The organism is Sinorhizobium sp. 8-89 (assembly GCF_030124325.1).
In the GTDB taxonomy this organism is placed as follows: domain Bacteria; phylum Pseudomonadota; class Alphaproteobacteria; order Rhizobiales; family Rhizobiaceae; genus Sinorhizobium.
The window spans coordinates 213,422-230,327 of sequence record NZ_JASKLR010000002.1; the positions used below are offsets into that span (position 1 = coordinate 213,422).

The following is a 16,906-nucleotide window of genomic DNA, read 5'->3' on the forward strand; positions in this document are numbered from 1 at the left end:
TACGAGATGATGCTTTCCGAAAGCCAGGAGCGCATGCTGATGGTGCTGCGCCCGGACAAGGAAGAGGAAGCCAAGGCGATCTTCGTCAAGTGGGGCCTCGATTTCGCGATAGTCGGCAAGACCACCGACGACTTGCGCTTCCGCATCCTGCATCAGGGCGATGAAGTCGCAAACCTTCCGATCAAGGAACTCGGCGACCAAGCACCCGAATACGATCGTCCCTGGATGCCGGCAACGGCTCCCTCGCCGCTCGCCACCAACGACATCCCGCAGGCGGACGTCGCCGAAGCGCTTCTCAAGCTTGTCGGCTCCGCCAACAACTCGTCGCGCCGCTGGGTGTACGAGCAATACGACACGCTGATCCAGGGCAATTCGCTGCAATTGCCGGGCGGCGATGCCGGCGTCGTCCGCGTCGAAGGTCATGAGACGAAGGCGCTGGCCTTCTCCTCGGACGTCACGCCGCGCTATGTCGAGGCGGACCCGTTCGAAGGCGGCAAGCAGGCTGTCGCGGAGTGCTGGCGCAATCTCACGGCAACCGGTGCGCTGCCTCTTGCCGCGACCGATAACCTGAACTTCGGCAATCCAGAGCGTCCGGAGATCATGAGCCAGTTCGTCCATGCGATCAAAGGCATCGGCGAAGCGTGCCGCGTGCTCGAGTTCCCGATCGTTTCGGGCAACGTTTCGCTCTACAACGAGACCAACGGCCAGGCGATCCTGCCGACCCCGACCATCGGCGGCGTCGGCCTTATCAAGGACTGGTCGAAGATGGCGCGCATCCGCTTTGCCGCCGCAGACGAGACGATCCTGCTTGCCGGGGCGCCGGAAAGCTGGGGCAGCCACATCGCGCAGTCGGTTTACATGCGCGACATCCATGGCCGCACCGATGGTCCGGCACCGCATGTCGATCTTCCGCATGAGCGCAAGGCTGGCGATTTCGTTCGGGGCGTGATCGAAGTCGGCCTTGTGACGGCGGTGCATGATTGCTCCTCCGGCGGCCTCGCCCTCGCGGTGGCGGAAATGGCGATGGCGTCCGCAATTGGGGCAACGGTCGACGCTCCGGCGGGGCATGACCCCATTCCGGTTTTCTACGGCGAAGACCAGGGTCGTTATGTGGTGACTGCTACCGCCGGCAATCTCGATGCGGTGCTGGAACGGGCGAAGGCTGCGGGCGTTTCGCTGGCGGTCATCGGCAAGACTGGCGGCGACGCCGTCAAGCTTGGTGATGCAAAAGCGGTCGCGATCAAGGACCTGCGCTCGGTGCACGAATCCTGGTTCCCCGATTACATGGGCGGTGATCTCGCGCCGGACAACTGATGCATGTCGCGCAAGGTGTGCAGCGGTTTTGCGATAACGATATGCACGAAGACAATGACCTAAGCCTGTGCGTGAATTCTTTTTCACGCGACAGGGTTTAGGCGCGAAGACTTCCTGAACGGGCCGATTCAGCATTTGCTTTCCGCACCTGAATCGTGGTTCCCTGAGAACATGAAAGGCGCCGGCAGTGCTGCCGGCGCAGAAAATAAAAGGGAGTTGGCGTATCATGCCCATGACACCAGGCGATATCGAAGACATGATCAAGGCCGGGATTCCCGGTGCAAAGGTCACGATCCGCGATTTGGCCGGTGACGGCGACCACTATGCCGCCGAAGTCGTGGCCGAAGCGTTTCGCGGCAAGACCCGCGTGCAACAGCACCAGATGGTCTATAACGCATTGAAGGGCAATATGGGTGGCGTGCTCCACGCACTCGCCCTCCAGACCAGCGCGCCGGAGTGAGTTGCAATGGCGGACCTGATCAAGGAGCTTGTCAGCGGTGTCGTTGACAGCGCGCTGAAGGAGATCTTGAAGAAGACCGGCGCAAGGCGTAGCGCGACAAAGCGGACGAAGCGCCGGACCAGGAAAGCCGCATCGGGCGGCCTGCTCGCGGAGATCATCGAAGCCGCGGTGCGCAAACCGGCGAAAAAACAGGTGAGCCGTCGCCGCACGGCGGCTGCCAGGAACAAGCTGCGCCGCCGGTCCGCCTAGGCCGGGGGTATCGGAGCCACATTTTGAGGGGCCATCAATATTTGTTGTGATTGGGTGGTGAAAATCACCCGCACGCATGCTATCTAAGCCCCAATCGACATCCGGTCCTTGAAGCCGGCGCAGGAAGGAAGACAAAATGAGCGGAATTCACGATTTCATCGACAACGAAGTCAAGACGAACGACGTCGTTCTCTTCATGAAGGGAACGCCGCAGTTTCCGCAGTGTGGCTTCTCTGGCCAGGTTGTCCAGATCCTCGATTACATCGGTGTCGACTACAAGGGCATAAATGTGCTTGCCGATGCGGATCTTCGCCAGGGCATCAAGGACTATTCCAACTGGCCGACCATTCCGCAGCTTTACGTGAAGGGCGAATTCGTCGGCGGCTGTGACATCGTACGGGAGATGTTCCAGGCCGGAGAATTGCAGTCGCATCTTCAGGGACAGGGTATTTCCGTGAAGGGTGCCGCCTGACCCGAGCGGCGTCTTCTGAAATATATCGGGAAAGGCGGGCGACCGCCTTTTTTGATTCTGGCGCTCCATTTCGATTGTCTAATTTCTAATGTGCTTCTTGAGCGGGCGGGCAAATTTCCGGTCGCCAGTAGCGTTCTGGATAGCCCGACATCAGTTGCCCGCGACGTGCATGGTTCCATCCAAGGGCCACAGGAGCGGGTGCCGCTCGCCCGGACCTCCGCTCGCCGCTCGTTTTGACGTGGAAGTGCGTCCCACCACCAATATGCCGGCCGGCGCCACGCTGGCCGTCCGTCGTCGGCCAGTTCCGGAGGCGTGATCCGGAAAGCATCGATCGCATCGCTCGGGTCAATCTCTGCTCTATCCGAATAGTGCGAAAATTCAAGGCGTTGCGCTCTCGTGTTCGGAGGGCAAGTTTCAAATTCCGATTGCCCGCCCGCGGCCATCAGCAGGACATGTGACATGACCAGGCCCATTGATCAGACCGCGACCCTCTCGGGACTGACGAAGTTCCAGTTCATTGCGCTGATGGCAATGCTGATGTCGATCAACGCGATCTCGATCGACATCATGCTGCCGGGATTGCAGGAAATAGGCGCCAGCCTCGGGGTCGCCGATGAAAACCACCGGCAGTATGTCATCACCGCCTACCTCATCGGCATGGGCTTTGCGCAATTGTTCTTCGGCCCGCTATCCGACCGCTTGGGCCGGAAGGGGCCGCTATTGGGCGGGCTTGCGCTCTACGGCCTCTGCGCGCTTGCGATCGTGTTCGTGCCCACCTTCACGGCGCTCCTGTTCCTTCGTTTTGTGCAGGGCGTGGGCGCGGCCGCAACTCGCGTCATCACTGTCTCCATCGTCCGTGACGTCTATGGCGGCCGTCAGATGGCGGAGATCATGTCTCTGGTCATGATGGTGTTCATGATCGTTCCCGTGATCGCGCCGAGCATCGGTCAGTTGATCATGCTCTTCTCCGAATGGCACATGATCTTCGTCGTCATCGCGCTGTTCGCAGCGACGATCTCCGTCCCGGTAGCCCTCAGCCTTCGCGAAACGCTGGCGCCGGCCAACCGGCGCGACTTCACGGCCTCAGTGATACTGGACGGCTTCCGCATCGTGCTGACGAACCGGCTGGCACTTTTCTACACGCTGGCGACGTCCGCTCTCCTCGGCGGGCTCTTCGGCTTCGTCAACTCGGCGCAACAGATCCTTGTCGGCATCTACGGTCTCGGGATCTGGTTCCCGGCGGTTTTCGCAGCCTTCGCCGGCATGATGGCGATCGCCTCCTTCACCAATTCGCGTCTCGTTCAGCGATTTGGCATGCGGGCGCTCTCGCACGCAGCACTTCTGGGCTTCACACTGGCAAGCTTCGTCTGGCTGTCGGTGTCGCTGATGGGGCCGCTGCCGTTGCCGCTCTTCATCATCCTGCATGCAGCGACCATGTTCCAGTTCGGGCTGATCGCCGCGAACTTCAACGCCATGGCAATGGAGCCGCTCGGCCATGTGGCCGGAACCGCGTCCTCCGTGCTGGGCTTCACGCAGACGATCGGCGGCGGGATCATCGGCGCGTTCATCGGCCAGGCCTTCGACGGCACTGTGACGCCGCTTGCCGCAGGGTTTTTCACAGTAGCAATTTTCGCCGTCGCATTCGTGCTAATCGCCGAGGGCGGCCTGCTTTTCAGACCGCATAACCCGGCGGGTTAGCCCGAAACGCGGTGTGGGGGCGTCAGCCGCCCCTCCACCCCGCCGGTCCGATTTCTCCTCTCAAGCTCTTCTTACGGATATTCAACAATGTCCTCCGTTTCAGAAAAATCTTCCATTCCCCAACAGTCCGCGCGTGTCGACGGTGCCTCGGGCGCGGGGCGCATCCATATGGGCCTCGCCGAGTTCATCGTGACGATCGCCCTCATGACCGCCAGCGTCGCGCTTGCGATCGACAGCATGCTGCCCGCCCTTCAGAGCATCGGTCAGTCGCTCGACGTCGCAAATGCGAACGACGCACAACTCGTCATTGGCATCTTCCTGCTCGGATTCGGCCTCTCGCAGATATTCTTCGGCAGCCTTTCCGACACCTTCGGCCGGCGCATCGTGTTGCTCGGCGGCTTGGCCTTCTTCACGCTCACCTCGTTCACGGCCTCGCAGGCCTCGAGTTTCGAAGCGCTGCTCGTGATGCGCTTCGTCCAGGGTATCGGTGCCGCCGCCATCCGCATCACGACGATGGCAATCGTCCGCGACTGTTTCGGCGGCCGTGATATGGCACGAGTCATGTCGTACGTGATGATTGTCTTCATGATCATTCCGATCATCGCTCCTTCTCTCGGACAACTTGTGATCGCCTCCGCGAGCTGGCACTGGATCTTCATCCTGATTGGCGGCATTGGTGCAGTCCTCTTCATCTGGGCACTGACCCGGATGAAGGAGTCCCTGCCGCAGGAGGAGCGGCTGCCGCTTTCGGTCGGTGCTGTCCTCTCCGGCTTCCGCACCGTGCTGACGAACCGCATAACCTGCGGCTATATGATCGGGCTTACGCTCTTCTCCGCCGTTATCTGTGCCTATATCGTCAGCGTTCAGCAGGTCTTCGGAGAAGTCTACGGTCTCGGCGATTGGCTGCCGATCGCCTTTGCCGGAACCGCGGGCGGCATTGCAGTTGCCAATTTCGCCAACGGCTTCTTCGTCCGCAGTTTCGGCATGCGCCGCATCTCGCATGCTGCCATGATCTTCTTCACTCTGCTTTCAACTATCGGCTACGTCATGTCGCTCGTCGGCACGCCGGCCTTCGCAATCAGCTACCTGCTTTTCTCGATCCTGCTGATGTTCTTCGCCGTCATCGCCACGAACTTCACCGCCATCAGCCTCGAGCCCATGGGGCACCTTGCAGGGACGGCAACCGCGATCACTGGCTTCGTCTCGACGACGGGCGGGACGCTACTCGGCGCCGCCGTCGGGCAGCTCTTCAATGGCACGCTGCAGCCCCTGTTCGGTGGCTTCGCGCTGTTCGGCCTATTCACCATTTTCGCCACGCTCTGGGCGGAGAAGGGCAAGCTGTTCACGCATCCCGGCGACAAGGACATGGCGCATGATCACGGCGGCCATATCTAGAGCTGTCGTCAACCGCGCGCTGGAAACAAGCGTCCTGGCCGGTTTGTACATCGCCACGCTCTCAGTTCACATCCAGGGGTGGCCCGGTGAACCGCAGGTTGTGCCGGCCTGCGGCTTCTGCAATCGCCGGCATATCGTCGGGAATGGAGAACTGGCCCGCCGCCATTTCCGCGAAGAACTCCTCGAAGCCGCCGGGCGTCAGGATCACGAGATGGCGGCAGGAAATATCTCCGATGACCTGGAAGGTGTGCTCCGATCCGCGGGGGATAAACACTGCCTCTCCCGGTCCTCGCATGAACTCTTCGCCTTCAAGCCAGAATTTGCACCGGCCCGTGAGGATCACGAAGATCTCGTCTTCGGCCTCGTGGATGTGTCGCGGAGGTCCACTTCCAATCGGGGATAGGCTGTCGACGATCGACAGTTTGCCGTCGGTCGCCATGGTGGGCAGAATAGTCTTATATTTGACGCCATTCCAATCGATGGCATCGGCGTAAAAGATCCCGTTGTGCATGCGTAGCTCCGTCAAAGTGTTCCGATTGACTTGAGGTTATGCTGCGGGGCACTATCGGTCCAACCGATTGTACAGATACAAGCTATCGTGAAGATCAATTTCGCAACGTTCGACCTCAACCTGATGCGCGTGCTCGACGCCATCCTGCGCGAGGGTTCGACAGTTCAGGCGGGCAAGCGGCTGAACATGTCCCAATCGGCAGTGTCGGGCGCGCTGGCCAGGCTGCGGCACGCGCTGAAAGATGAGCTGTTCGTGCGCCAAGGCAACCGTCTGGTCCCGACCGACTATGCAAGGTCTATCGAATTGCCGCTCAGGGAGGAACTGGACCGACTTGCAGTCCTCTTTGCGCCGCCGAGCACGTTCGATCCCACAACGGCGGAGGGAACCTTTCGGATTACGGCGAGCGATTTCTTCGCCGAGATGCTGATGCCGGCGCTTGCGGACCTGCTGCGCAAGCAGGCGCCCAATATCAGGGCGCAGCTCGTCGATCTTGTTCCGAACAGCTATATCGACAGCCTTGAGAAGTATCATGCCGATTTGGCCTTGATCCCGAACCAGCCTGTTCCAGACTGGGCCAGCAGCCAACCGCTCTTTTATTCGACCTTCGTCGTGATCACGCGACGCAGCCATCCCCAATTGACAGCTGCGGGGTTAAGACCAAGCGAAATCGTTCCGATGGACCTGTTCTGCGAGATTGGACACGTGCTTTTCTCGCCTGAGGGAAATTTCTCGGCCATGGGCGACGCTGCGCTGGCCAGGGTGGGTCGCCGCCGAAAGGTCATGATGACCTTGCCGGTATTCTCCGGCGTTTGCCGCGCAGTTGCGGAAAGCGACCTGATCGCATTGGTGCCGCGTCAGCTGGCCGAGCGGGTCGCCCCGCAGATCGGCCTGGACATCTACCATCCCCCGATGTCGATTGTTCCGCCCTTGATCATCGGGGTCTGGCACCGACGCTCGGCGGCCAGCCCGCTGCACAGATGGATGAGGGAGAAGATCATCGGGTTGATGCGCCCCCTCAATGAAGGCGAACGGACGGCCATGGCCTAGATGTCAGACGGTGAAAACCTCTCGCCGCAACGCGTCCCAGCTCTCCTTGTCGGTTGCCAGAAGCAGGCCGCCGTTCGTATGGGCGGGGAGATAGCGCGAGCCATCGAAACGCGCTGCATAAGCGCCCGCCTCTTCGGCGATCAACGTACCGGCCAGATGGTCCCACGGCATCAGCTTCTGGTACATCAGGAAATGCAGATGGCCGCCGGCAAAGATGCGATACTCATGAGCCGCACAACGGTAGCTGGTGGCGATCCTGACCCTGGCCAAATTGCCCATGACGATCCGGCGGTCTTCTTCCTTGTAGAAGGCCGTCGAAGCACCGCCGACCATGGCATCCAGCGGCACGCCCGCAGTCACCGCCAATTTCTCCTGCGATCCGTCGGACCGGCACAGCCAGGCGCCAGCCCCCTTCTCCGCAATGACCCAGTCGTTTCCGAGCGGATCATAAATAATGCCGGCAACGGTCTCGCCTTTGGCGACCACGCTTGCCATCACGCCAAAGAGCGGCAGGCCTGCCGCGAAATTGAACGTTCCATCGATCGGATCGACGACGATTGCGAGATCGGCATCGGCGAGCTTGTCGAGCAGTGCCGGGTCAGCGGCAACGGACTCCTCGCCAATGAAAACAGCGCCCGGCGCGATCGCATCGATCTTGGCCTTGATGAGCCTTTCCGCTGCTTCGTCGCCTTCTGTGACGAGATCGATCGCCTCCGACTTCATGCGCACATCGCCGGCGCCAAGATTGCGGAACCGCGGCAGGATTTCCTTGATCGCCGCCTCCTGCAGAAGGTTGGCAAGTGCGGCGATGTCGACGGATTGGCTCATTCTTTGGGCTCCGGGGAAAGGGATTGGAAATCGAAAAGCTTTGGATCAAGCAGGTGCGACGGGTTCACGTGGCCGAGCGCGCGCAGCATCGTGTCCTTGCGGCCGGGCATGCGCCGTTCGATGTCGGCAAGCATCGCCTTCATCGCATTGCGTTCGAGACCGTCCTGCGAGCCGCAGAGGTCGCAAGGAATGATCGGAAATTCCATGGCCGCCGCGAACTTCGCGAGATCGTCTTCCGCTGCATAGGCAAGCGGCCGCAGCACCATGAGATCGCCCTCGTCGTTGAGAAGCTTGGCCGGCATCGATGCGAGCCGCCCGCCATGGAAGAGGTTCATGAAGAAGGTTTCGAGAATGTCCTCGCGATGGTGGCCGAGGACGAGAGCATCACACCCCTCTTCCCGCGCGATGCGATAGAGATTGCCGCGTCTCAGCCGCGAACAGAGCGAGCAGTAGGTCGCGCCGGTCGGCACCTTTTCCTTCACGACGGAATAGGTGTCGCGGTATTCGATCCGATGTTTGACGCCGATCGAGGTCAGATAGTCCGGCAGGATATGTTTCGGAAAGTTCGGCTGACCCTGATCGAGGTTGCAGGCGATGAGCTCGACCGGCAGCAGACCGCGCCATTGCAGATCCATCAACAGAGCCAGCAGACTGTAGCTGTCCTTGCCGCCGGAAAGGCCGACGAGCCAGCGTCTGGCGCCGTTCAACATGTCGAAATCGTCGAGCGCCTGACGGGTTTGCCGCAGCAGGCGCTTGCGGAGCTTATTGAAGGAAACCGAGGACGGCATCCGCGCGAAAAGCGGATGAGCGTCAAACCCGGTCTCTTCTTCGTCCACGGCAATGTTCACCGTGTCGTGCTGGGGCGATGCTGAAAGTTCCATGGCAATGGTCTCGGAATATGCAGGCAAAGCGCCCGGAAGCCTAGACCAGCACTTGCCCTGTCCGGTCCCGAAGATCAAGGGAAAATGGTTCGGGGGAGATTATCAGGGGCCGAATACGGACCAGCCGGTGCGCGCGGCAAGCATTTCGAGCGCCAGCGAACCCAGCAGCGAATTACCATTCTCGTTGAGTCCAGGTGACCAGACTGCGACGGAAGCCTTGCCTGGCGCGACGGCCAGAATGCCTCCGCCGACGCCGCTCTTGCCGGGCAGGCCGACGCGATAGGCGAAGTCGCCGGAGCCGTCATAGTGACCGCAGGTCAACATCAGCGCATTGATGCGGCGTGCGCGTTGGCGCGAAACGACGGAATGCCCCGTCAATGGATTGGTGCCGCCGGCTGCTAGGAACAGGCCGGCCTTGGCGAGCTGCGCGCAGGTCATGGCCAATGCGCAATGATGGAAATAGACGCCGAGTACATGCTCGACCGGATGATCGAGCCTGCCATAGGAGCGCATGAAATTGGCAAGGGCGATATTGCGGAAGCCTGTTGCCGTCTCCGAACGCGCCACCTCATGATCGATCACGATATTGTCGTCATCGGCGAGGTAGCGGACGAACTGGACAATCTCGCCGATCAGTTCCTTCGGCGTGTGGCCGGCGAGGATGAGATCGCTGACAGTGATCGCCCCCGCATTGATGAAGGGATTGCGTGGCTTGCCGCCTTCGTGTTCAAGCTGAATGATCGAATTGAAGGCCGAGCCCGACGGTTCGCGCCCGACGCGGTGCCAGATATTCTCGCCGTGCTTGCCAAGCGCCAGCGTCAGCGTAAACACCTTGGAGATGCTTTGGATCGAAAACGGCATCTCCGCATCACCGACCCGATATATCTCACCGCCGGTGGTCACGATTGCCATGCCGAAACGGCTGGAATCGACGCGTGCGAGCTGCGGAATATAGTCGGCCACTTTGCCCTCGCCGAGGCGCGGCGTCAGTTCGCGGTAAATGTCATCGATGATCGCCTGCAGGTCTTGCGGCGCTTTCTGCTCCGGCATGCGGCATCCCTCGATACTGATTGGTCGGCATCTTCGTACAAAAAAACCGCCCGTCTCCGGGCGGTTTTCGGAAGCTCACAAGGCAAAAAGCCCCGGATTAACGCGAATAGAATTCGACGACCAGGTGCGGTTCCATGACGACCGGGTACGGAACGTCGGTGAGAACCGGAACGCGGACATAGGTCGCGACCATCTTGTTGTGGTCGGCATCGATGTAGTCCGGAACGTCGCGCTCAGCGAGCTGTACGGATTCGAGAACCGAAACGAGCTGCTTGGACTTTTCCTTGACTTCGATGACGTCGCCCGGCTTGCAACGGTAGGAACCGATGTTGACGCGGACGCCGTTGACCTTGACGTGGCCATGGTTGACGAACTGGCGCGCAGCGAAGACGGTCGGAACGAACTTGGCGCGGTAGACGATGGCGTCGAGGCGCGATTCGAGCAGGCCGATCAGGTTTTCAGGGGTGTCACCCTTGCGGCGCGAAGCTTCGGCGAAGATCGCACGGAACTGCTTTTCACGGATGTCGCCGTAGTAGCCCTTCAGCTTCTGCTTGGCGCGCAGCTGCACGCCGAAGTCGGAAAGCTTGGACTTGCGGCGCTGGCCATGCTGGCCCGGGCCGTATTCACGACGGTTGACCGGGGACTTCGGACGGCCCCAGATGTTTTCGCCCATGCGGCGGTCAATTTTATACTTGGACGATTCGCGCTTGCTCATCGCATTTCCTTTCAATCAGTTACACCGGCTTGTTGCCAAGCCGGATCAAGGAAACACGCCCTCCTCTGAACCCAGTTTGGGAGTTCTGACAGGCCTCTCACGATCACGCTGCCGGAGAAGCCACGGGACATGTCAAATGAAACACCGGGCATCGCTGCCCGGCGTTGGGCGGGTCTTTACGCATCGGTCGCTGATTTGTCAACGGAATATGACAGAAACATAGCGATTTTCGATACACTGCCTCTCACTCGGCCGCCGCCCGTTCCCCGTCGCCGATATCCGAGCCGTTTGCATCGCCCGGCGCGGTTTCGCTCCCGAGATCGGGGAAAGCAACGATGCGCTTGCCGGAGAAATCCGCGTGCACGACGACGAGCCCGTGCTCCTCGAAATAGCCGAGCAGCCGGCGTGCGCGGCGGGCGGAATGGGTTCCATAGGCCCGCGCGATCATCGCGTCGGAAGGACACGGCAGTCCGCGCACGGCCGCCTGCGCCATCATCAGAAACACCGCTTGCAGGTCCTCGGTTACGCGGTCGGCAAGCCGGAGCGCCGATGCCCATGTCTCGGTAGCAGCCGTCTCGGCGTCGACGCCGGACCGGGCGACGGCCATCTTGCGCCGGAAGGCGCTCAAAGAAAGTGCAGGCCCCGGTACGCGGCGGATACGGCACCGAACCAGAAAGTCCTGGAAGAGTTCGGCGTCCGGCCGGAACGCCGCGTCCGGGTTGGCCAGGATCTCGGCAAACAGGCTGTCGAGCAGCGCCCCGCGCTCCTCCGGCGACATCTCCGGCGGGGCTGGCTTGGTCTCCACCGACGCCAAAGGCTCGGGGCGAGGCCGTGACAGCTCGGCGAGAATGTCGGTCGCCGGACGTGGCTGCGGAGCCGGGCGGCGCATGACAGGCCGCGTCAACTCTTCGGGATCCGGCGTGAAGATCAGATCCTCGACGTCCTGCGGTGCTTCCGGCAGCGGCATCAGCTTCGGACTGGTGGAGCGGGCGGAGGTCTCGACGGAGCCGATCGTCACCTTCAGCGGCCGACGCGACAGCGCGGGCCCGAGCGCGACGAAAGAGCCGCGTTTCAGGTCCCGGAACATCTCGGCGGTGCGGCGGTCCATACCCAGGAGATCGGCGGCGCGCAGCATATCGATATCGAGAAAGGTGCGCCCCATCAGGAAATTCGAGGCTTCGGCCGCGACGTTCTTCGCGAGCTTCGCCAGGCGCTGCGTAGCGATAACGCCGGCGAGCCCCCTCTTTCGGCCGCGGCACATGAGATTGGTCATCGCACCAAGCGACACCTTGCGGACATCCTCCGAGACATCGCCGCCGACCGATGGCGCAAACATCTGTGCCTCGTCGACGACAACGAGAACGGGATACCAATATTCACGATCGGCATCGAACATCGCATTCAGGAAGACGCCGGCGCTGCGCATCTGCTGCTCGATATCGAGACCTTCGAGCGAAAGGACGCAGGAGACGCGGTGCTGGCGGATGCGCGTCGCGATGCCAATGAGCTCCGCATCGGTGCGCTCGCCTTCGATGACCACATGGCCGAACTTGTCGGCGAGGGTGACGAAATCGCCTTCCGGATCGATGATGCATTGCTGCACCCATGGTGCGGACTGCTCGAGCAGACGGCGCAAGAGATGCGACTTTCCGGAGCCGGAATTACCCTGCACCAGCAGGCGCGTTGCCAGAAGCTCCTCGATATCGAGCGAGGCCGAAGTCCCTTCGGACGTCGTTCCCATGTCGATGCCGACTTTCATCCATACCTCGTTCATCACAGATTGATTCGCGATCCGTCGGGATCGTCAAACGGGCGACACGTAGCACGGTTTATCCCACGACCATCGCGCAGATTCCGACAACCCACAGGGAATACTTCGTTGCCCGCCGCCCTGAGGGGAAACTCACGGCTTCCCCTTCATTGCAAGGGAAAGTTGAATATTAGGGTCGCAGCATCTTTCTAAGGTCCGCGATCGTCCACATATGAGTATGGTCCGTCACAGCTTGCTAGAGACAGCGATGCACCAGAACGAAACCAAACAACAATTCGAGATGTACAAGCTCGATGAACGCATGCGCGAAGCGCACGAAGACGCCCATCGGGTCATATCCAAGAAGGAAGCGGCGAAAATGAAGATTGCCAACGCGATTGTCGCAGGCGTCTTGGCTGTCCTTGTCGGCGGACTTTTGTTCTTGCTGGACGTTTTCTAAACAATAGCTTGGCTGGGTTTCGCCCGCTCGTCGGGCACGGTGTTTGCAATCACCGTCAATCCAAAGCCCTGCATCAACCGCCGCGTGGCGAAATCGGGTCTGCGGGAAGTGAAAATGGCCGGATCGAAGCCGTTCAATGGCTCGAACCCATTCGGCAGTGGCACCAGCGAGCGGGCGCGCCGAGCAATCGCCTCTGCTGGATCGAGCCAATCGACCGGCCACGGCGCGAGGCGCCGGAAAACGTTCGACATGAAGGGATAATGCGTGCAGGCGAGCACTACGATATCGGTCTTTTTCCCATCCCTTTCGACGAAACATGGCGCGATCTCGGCCAGGATTGCCTCGTCATCGAGTTTCTCACCGCGGATATACGACTCCGCCATGCGCGCCAGGTTTTCCGAGCCGACGAGCCGTACATGACATTGAGATGCAAAGGACTGGATGAGATCGCGCGTATAGGCGCGTTTGACCGTGCCGGGTGTTGCGAGAACCGAGACCAGTCCCGAACGCGTCCGCTCCGCCGCCGGTTTGATCGCCGGAACCGTGCCGACGAAGGTCATCTGCGGATAGATGGCGCGCAGGTCAGCGCCGACGAGTGTGAAGGCGGTGTTGCAGGCGATGATGCAGATTTCCGGGTCGTGCGCGGCGACCAGTTCGCCGAAGAGCGTGATGACGCGCTCTTTCAACGCCCCCTCCTCCCAACCGCCATAGGGAAAGCCAGCATCGTCGGCAACGTAAATAAAATGCCGCTCCGGCATCAGCACGCGCGCCTCGCGCAGCACCGTCAGCCCACCGATCCCGCTGTCGAAGACGAGTATGGGTTTCAGTTCACTCGTTGTCACCGCCGCCTTGCACTTTCCTGTTGCGCCCCGCTGGCGCGCCGGAGCCGCGCGGATTTTCGCGGGTGAACCGGTCGAGCGAAGAGATGACGCCGCGCAGCACCTGGATTTCGGATTCGGTAAAGGATGGTCTTGTCAGAACAGCCCGGAGATTTTCGACCAATTTCGGCTTTTTGTCGGCGGAGCGGAAGTAATTGCGTGCCTCCAGCGCCTCTTCCAGATGATCGAAGAGACCTTGCAGATGTTCCTTGGTCGCCGGACGTTGCCCGATCGCCTGGAAGGACGTTTCGTCTTCCGATTCCATTCCGGTCTTCATCCACTCATACGACATGAGCAGCACGGCCTGCGCGAGGTTCAGCGAGGCGAAAGCCGGGTTGACCGGAAAGGTCACGATCTCGTCGGCCAACGCCACTTCCTCGTTGGTGAGGCCAGTGCGTTCGCGGCCGAAAATGATGCCGACCGCCTCCCCGCTCTTGAAACGCTGACGCAGCGTGCGTGCGGCGATGATCGGCGAGCGCACGGGCTTATAGCCGTCGCGGTCACGGGCCGTGGTAGCGTAGACGAAGTTCAAGTCCGCGATCGCCTCCTCAAGTGAGCCGTAGAGCTTGGCGCCATCGATGACATGATCGGCGCGGCTTGCTGCGGAACGCGCCTTTTCGCTCGGCCAGCCGTCGCGCGGGTTGACGAGGCGCAGTTCCGACAGCCCGAAATTCGCCATGGCACGCGCCACCATGCCGATGTTCTCGCCGAGTTGCGGATAAGCGAGAATGATCGCGGGACCTTCCGTCAAGAGTTCGCGCTCGCTGTTGGTACCTGCCATTGCCCTAAGCCTTCGCCTTCTGTTCGGCGCTTCCCTCGCACAATCGATCAAGAATTTAAAGTCCGCCGTTCATCGGCTCGCAGCACGGCTATCAATAATGTGAGCCTCTCCCGCGGTATGGAAATCAACTCCGGGCCGAGTTTAGCGTCCTTAGCCAACGGATCCCCACGGCCCGAAACACTGATCCCTCCTCCATCCAAAGTTTCAGCCGAGCATGCTTTGCCTTGCCGGTTCACAATGCTATAGGGCTCTGGATTTCTCCCACCGGGGGGCATCGCGTCCGGTGCTCCGCAAAGCTACGAGGCATACCCATGGCAAAGATCAAGGTGGCCAATCCGGTCGTCGAACTCGACGGCGACGAGATGACCCGCATCATCTGGCAGTTCATCAAGGACAAGCTGATCCACCCCTATCTCGACCTCGATCTCGAATATTATGACCTCAGCGTCGAGAATCGCGACGCGACCGAAGACCAGGTGACCGTCGACGCCGCCAACGCCATCAAGAAGCATGGCGTCGGCGTCAAGTGCGCAACGATCACGCCCGACGAAGCCCGCGTCGAGGAGTTCAAGCTGAAGAAGATGTGGAAGTCGCCGAACGGCACGATCCGCAACATCCTCGGCGGCGTGATCTTCCGCGAGCCGATCATCTGCAAGAACGTGCCGCGCCTCGTTCCCGGCTGGACGAAGCCGATCATCGTCGGCCGCCATGCTTTCGGCGACCAATACCGCGCGACCGACTTCAAGTTCCCGGGCAAGGGCAAGCTTTCGATCAAGTTCGTCGGTGAGGACGGCCAGACGATCGAACACGACGTCTATGATGCACCCGGCGCCGGCGTCGCGATGGCCATGTACAACCTCGACGAATCGATCACCGATTTCGCCCGTGCTTCGTTCAACTACGGTCTGCAGCGCAAGGTCCCGGTCTACCTCTCGACCAAGAACACGATCCTCAAGGCCTATGACGGTCGCTTCAAGGATATATTCCAGAAGGTGTTCGACGAGGAGTTCGCCGAACAGTTCAAGGCGGAAAAGCTCTGGTACGAACACCGCCTGATCGACGACATGGTCGCCTCGGCGCTTAAGTGGTCCGGCGGTTACGTCTGGGCCTGCAAGAACTATGACGGCGACGTCCAGTCCGATATCGTTGCGCAGGGCTTCGGTTCGCTCGGTCTGATGACCTCGGTGCTGATGACGCCGGATGGCAAGACGGTCGAGGCGGAAGCAGCGCACGGAACGGTTACGCGCCACTACCGCCAGCACCAGAAGGGCGAGGAAACCTCGACCAACTCGATCGCGTCGATCTTCGCCTGGACCCGCGGCCTTGCTCATCGTGCCAAGCTCGATGGCAACGCCGAACTCGCGAAGTTCTCCGAAACGCTCGAACGCGTCTGCATCGAGACGGTCGAAGCCGGTTTCATGACCAAGGATCTTGCGCTCTTGATCGGTCCGGACCAGCCGTGGCTATCGACCACCGGCTTCCTCGACAAGATCGACGATAACCTCAAGAAGGCGATGGCTGCCTAAGGGCGCTTCACCGATTTCGCTTCATGAACCCGGCCTCGCGCCGGGTTTTTGCGTTCCGGGCTGTCATGCTAAAATCAGACAGAACGAACGATGGAACAGATGCGACAAAAGCGCGTGAAGCTGCTGGCGTCGGATATCGACGGCACGCTGCTCGGCGATGCCGCAGCGGCTGAGCGGTTTCGCGCCGCGTGGTGGGCTCTTGGCCCTGCTGACCGGCCGCTTCTCGTCTACAACAGCGGGCGAATGGTCGATGATATTGCCGCGCTCGTCGACGCGAAGGATCTGCCGCCACCAGACTACATGATAGGCGGCGTCGGCACGACAATAGCGGATGGCCTCGTGCGTCGCGAACTGCGCGCCTTCACAGAGCAGCTGGGACCGCCCCTCGATCCGGGCACCGTCGCGGCAATCATGCAGGCGGTCGAGGGGGCAAGGCGTCAGGCAGATGCGGACCAATCCAGGTACAAGGCCAGTTGGAACCTGCCCGATGCCGGAGAAGATCGGCTCCGGGACATTGCAGGACAATTGGCGAGCGCCGGCCTGGACGTGAAACTGATCTATTCCAGCAACCGGGACCTCGACATATTGCCCCGCGCCGGCGGCAAAGGCGGCGCGCTCGCCTGGATATGCCGGGAACTTTCACTGAGCTTCGACGAGGTGGTCGTTGCCGGGGACACCGGCAACGACTGCGAGATGTTCGACTTGCCGCAAGTTCGCGGCGTGGTGGTCGCGAATGCCCTCCCCGAGCTGCGGCAGGCGGTTGCGCATCAGCGTCGGCATCTTCTCGCCCGCGGCTCCCATGCCGACGGCGTACTCGAAGGCCTGCGACGCTGGGGCGTCATTCGCGAAAGCAACTGAGCATCGATCGATTTGACAAATCCTGCGGATATC

Annotated in this window: 18 protein-coding genes; 10 read left to right on the top strand and 8 right to left on the bottom strand. The window is 60.9% G+C overall.

Annotated features, from left to right (window positions below):
- From QN219_RS05515 to QN219_RS05540, 6 genes are all read left to right on the top strand, one after another.
- The coding region (locus QN219_RS05515; protein ID WP_283998589.1) for an AIR synthase-related protein at window positions 1–1,314 on the top strand (1,314 nt) is incomplete at its 5' end.
- Window positions 1,315–1,540: 226 nt separating this feature from the next.
- The gene (locus QN219_RS05520) at window positions 1,541–1,774 is read left to right on the top strand and encodes a BolA family protein (protein WP_057248940.1); all 234 of its coding nucleotides are present in this window, start codon (window positions 1,541–1,543) and stop codon (window positions 1,772–1,774) included.
- Between the two features lie 6 nt (window positions 1,775–1,780).
- Entirely contained in the window at window positions 1,781–2,023 is a 243-nt protein-coding gene (locus QN219_RS05525) for a hypothetical protein (protein WP_283977286.1), read from the top strand.
- Between the two features lie 136 nt (window positions 2,024–2,159).
- Window positions 2,160–2,495 (top strand): Grx4 family monothiol glutaredoxin, encoded by a 336-nt coding sequence (grxD, locus tag QN219_RS05530; protein ID WP_153440927.1) that lies wholly within the window; start codon window positions 2,160–2,162, stop codon window positions 2,493–2,495.
- A gap of 459 nt (window positions 2,496–2,954) precedes the next feature.
- Complete coding sequence (locus QN219_RS05535; RefSeq protein WP_283998590.1) at window positions 2,955–4,193, top strand: multidrug effflux MFS transporter; 1,239 nt, start codon at window positions 2,955–2,957, stop codon at window positions 4,191–4,193.
- Between the two features lie 87 nt (window positions 4,194–4,280).
- Window positions 4,281–5,588, top strand: a complete 1,308-nt coding sequence (locus tag QN219_RS05540) for a multidrug effflux MFS transporter (protein ID WP_283998591.1) — start codon at window positions 4,281–4,283, stop codon at window positions 5,586–5,588.
- Window positions 5,589–5,649: 61 nt separating this feature from the next.
- On the opposite strand, the gene QN219_RS05545 is transcribed toward QN219_RS05540, so the two are convergent.
- The gene (locus QN219_RS05545; RefSeq protein WP_283998592.1) at window positions 5,650–6,099 is read right to left on the bottom strand and encodes a cupin domain-containing protein; all 450 of its coding nucleotides are present in this window, start codon (window positions 6,097–6,099) and stop codon (window positions 5,650–5,652) included.
- Window positions 6,100–6,186: 87 nt separating this feature from the next.
- Here QN219_RS05545 and QN219_RS05550 point away from each other — a divergent pair, with 87 nt between their 5' ends.
- A complete protein-coding gene (locus tag QN219_RS05550) occupies window positions 6,187–7,146 on the top strand; it encodes a LysR family transcriptional regulator (protein WP_283998593.1) in 960 nt (319 codons plus the stop codon).
- Between the two features lie 3 nt (window positions 7,147–7,149).
- Here QN219_RS05550 and QN219_RS05555 read toward each other — a convergent pair whose 3' ends face one another.
- The 5 genes from QN219_RS05555 to QN219_RS05575 form a co-directional block, all read right to left on the bottom strand.
- Complete coding sequence (locus QN219_RS05555) at window positions 7,150–7,974, bottom strand: inositol monophosphatase family protein (protein WP_283998594.1); 825 nt, start codon at window positions 7,972–7,974, stop codon at window positions 7,150–7,152.
- Complete coding sequence (gene ttcA, locus QN219_RS05560; protein WP_283998595.1) at window positions 7,971–8,855, bottom strand: tRNA 2-thiocytidine(32) synthetase TtcA; 885 nt, start codon at window positions 8,853–8,855, stop codon at window positions 7,971–7,973. Before ttcA ends, QN219_RS05555 begins: the two co-directional genes overlap by 4 nt.
- 102 nt (window positions 8,856–8,957) lie before the next feature.
- Window positions 8,958–9,905 (bottom strand): glutaminase, encoded by a 948-nt coding sequence (locus tag QN219_RS05565; protein WP_283998596.1) that lies wholly within the window; start codon window positions 9,903–9,905, stop codon window positions 8,958–8,960.
- A 97-nt stretch (window positions 9,906–10,002) separates the two neighbouring features.
- The gene (gene rpsD / locus QN219_RS05570; RefSeq protein WP_173513251.1) at window positions 10,003–10,620 is read right to left on the bottom strand and encodes a 30S ribosomal protein S4; all 618 of its coding nucleotides are present in this window, start codon (window positions 10,618–10,620) and stop codon (window positions 10,003–10,005) included.
- Window positions 10,621–10,864: 244 nt separating this feature from the next.
- Entirely contained in the window at window positions 10,865–12,379 is a 1,515-nt protein-coding gene (locus QN219_RS05575; protein ID WP_283998597.1) for an ATP-binding protein, read from the bottom strand.
- A gap of 259 nt (window positions 12,380–12,638) precedes the next feature.
- Between QN219_RS05575 and QN219_RS05580 the strand changes: the two genes are divergently transcribed.
- Window positions 12,639–12,830, top strand: a complete 192-nt coding sequence (locus QN219_RS05580) for a hypothetical protein (protein ID WP_283998598.1) — start codon at window positions 12,639–12,641, stop codon at window positions 12,828–12,830.
- On the opposite strand, the gene murI is transcribed toward QN219_RS05580, so the two are convergent.
- Entirely contained in the window at window positions 12,827–13,672 is an 846-nt protein-coding gene (murI, locus tag QN219_RS05585) for a glutamate racemase (RefSeq protein WP_283998599.1), read from the bottom strand. The genes QN219_RS05580 and murI overlap by 4 nt on opposite strands.
- Window positions 13,659–14,489: an RNA methyltransferase gene (locus QN219_RS05590; RefSeq protein ID WP_283998600.1), complete on the bottom strand. Its 831-nt coding sequence runs from the start codon at window positions 14,487–14,489 to the stop codon at window positions 13,659–13,661. The genes murI and QN219_RS05590 overlap by 14 nt, the downstream gene beginning before the upstream one ends.
- 311 nt (window positions 14,490–14,800) lie before the next feature.
- On the opposite strand from QN219_RS05590, the gene QN219_RS05595 reads away from it, so the two are divergent.
- Both QN219_RS05595 and QN219_RS05600 read left to right on the top strand, forming a co-directional pair.
- The gene (locus tag QN219_RS05595) at window positions 14,801–16,015 is read left to right on the top strand and encodes an NADP-dependent isocitrate dehydrogenase (protein ID WP_283998601.1); all 1,215 of its coding nucleotides are present in this window, start codon (window positions 14,801–14,803) and stop codon (window positions 16,013–16,015) included.
- A 90-nt stretch (window positions 16,016–16,105) separates the two neighbouring features.
- Window positions 16,106–16,873 (top strand): HAD family hydrolase, encoded by a 768-nt coding sequence (locus tag QN219_RS05600; protein WP_283998602.1) that lies wholly within the window; start codon window positions 16,106–16,108, stop codon window positions 16,871–16,873.
- The last annotated feature ends 33 nt before the right edge of the window (window positions 16,874–16,906 follow it).

Bases quoted from the DNA above. Each gene is read 5' to 3' on its own strand.
- QN219_RS05520 (WP_057248940.1), top strand. From the start codon at position 1,541: ATGCCCATGACACCAGGCGATATCGAAGACATGATCAAGGCCGGGATT.
- QN219_RS05525 (WP_283977286.1), top strand. From the start codon at position 1,781: ATGGCGGACCTGATCAAGGAGCTTGTCAGCGGTGTCGTTGACAGCGCG.
- grxD (WP_153440927.1), top strand. From the start codon at position 2,160: ATGAGCGGAATTCACGATTTCATCGACAACGAAGTCAAGACGAACGAC.
- QN219_RS05535 (WP_283998590.1), top strand. From the start codon at position 2,955: ATGACCAGGCCCATTGATCAGACCGCGACCCTCTCGGGACTGACGAAG.
- QN219_RS05540 (WP_283998591.1), top strand. From the start codon at position 4,281: ATGTCCTCCGTTTCAGAAAAATCTTCCATTCCCCAACAGTCCGCGCGT.
- QN219_RS05545 (WP_283998592.1), bottom strand. From the start codon at position 6,099: ATGCACAACGGGATCTTTTACGCCGATGCCATCGATTGGAATGGCGTC.
- QN219_RS05555 (WP_283998594.1), bottom strand. From the start codon at position 7,974: ATGAGCCAATCCGTCGACATCGCCGCACTTGCCAACCTTCTGCAGGAG.
- ttcA (WP_283998595.1), bottom strand. From the start codon at position 8,855: ATGGAACTTTCAGCATCGCCCCAGCACGACACGGTGAACATTGCCGTG.
- QN219_RS05565 (WP_283998596.1), bottom strand. From the start codon at position 9,905: ATGCCGGAGCAGAAAGCGCCGCAAGACCTGCAGGCGATCATCGATGAC.
- rpsD (WP_173513251.1), bottom strand. From the start codon at position 10,620: ATGAGCAAGCGCGAATCGTCCAAGTATAAAATTGACCGCCGCATGGGC.
- QN219_RS05575 (WP_283998597.1), bottom strand. From the start codon at position 12,379: ATGAAAGTCGGCATCGACATGGGAACGACGTCCGAAGGGACTTCGGCC.
- QN219_RS05580 (WP_283998598.1), top strand. From the start codon at position 12,639: ATGCACCAGAACGAAACCAAACAACAATTCGAGATGTACAAGCTCGAT.
- QN219_RS05590 (WP_283998600.1), bottom strand. From the start codon at position 14,489: ATGGCAGGTACCAACAGCGAGCGCGAACTCTTGACGGAAGGTCCCGCG.
- QN219_RS05595 (WP_283998601.1), top strand. From the start codon at position 14,801: ATGGCAAAGATCAAGGTGGCCAATCCGGTCGTCGAACTCGACGGCGAC.
- QN219_RS05600 (WP_283998602.1), top strand. From the start codon at position 16,106: ATGGAACAGATGCGACAAAAGCGCGTGAAGCTGCTGGCGTCGGATATC.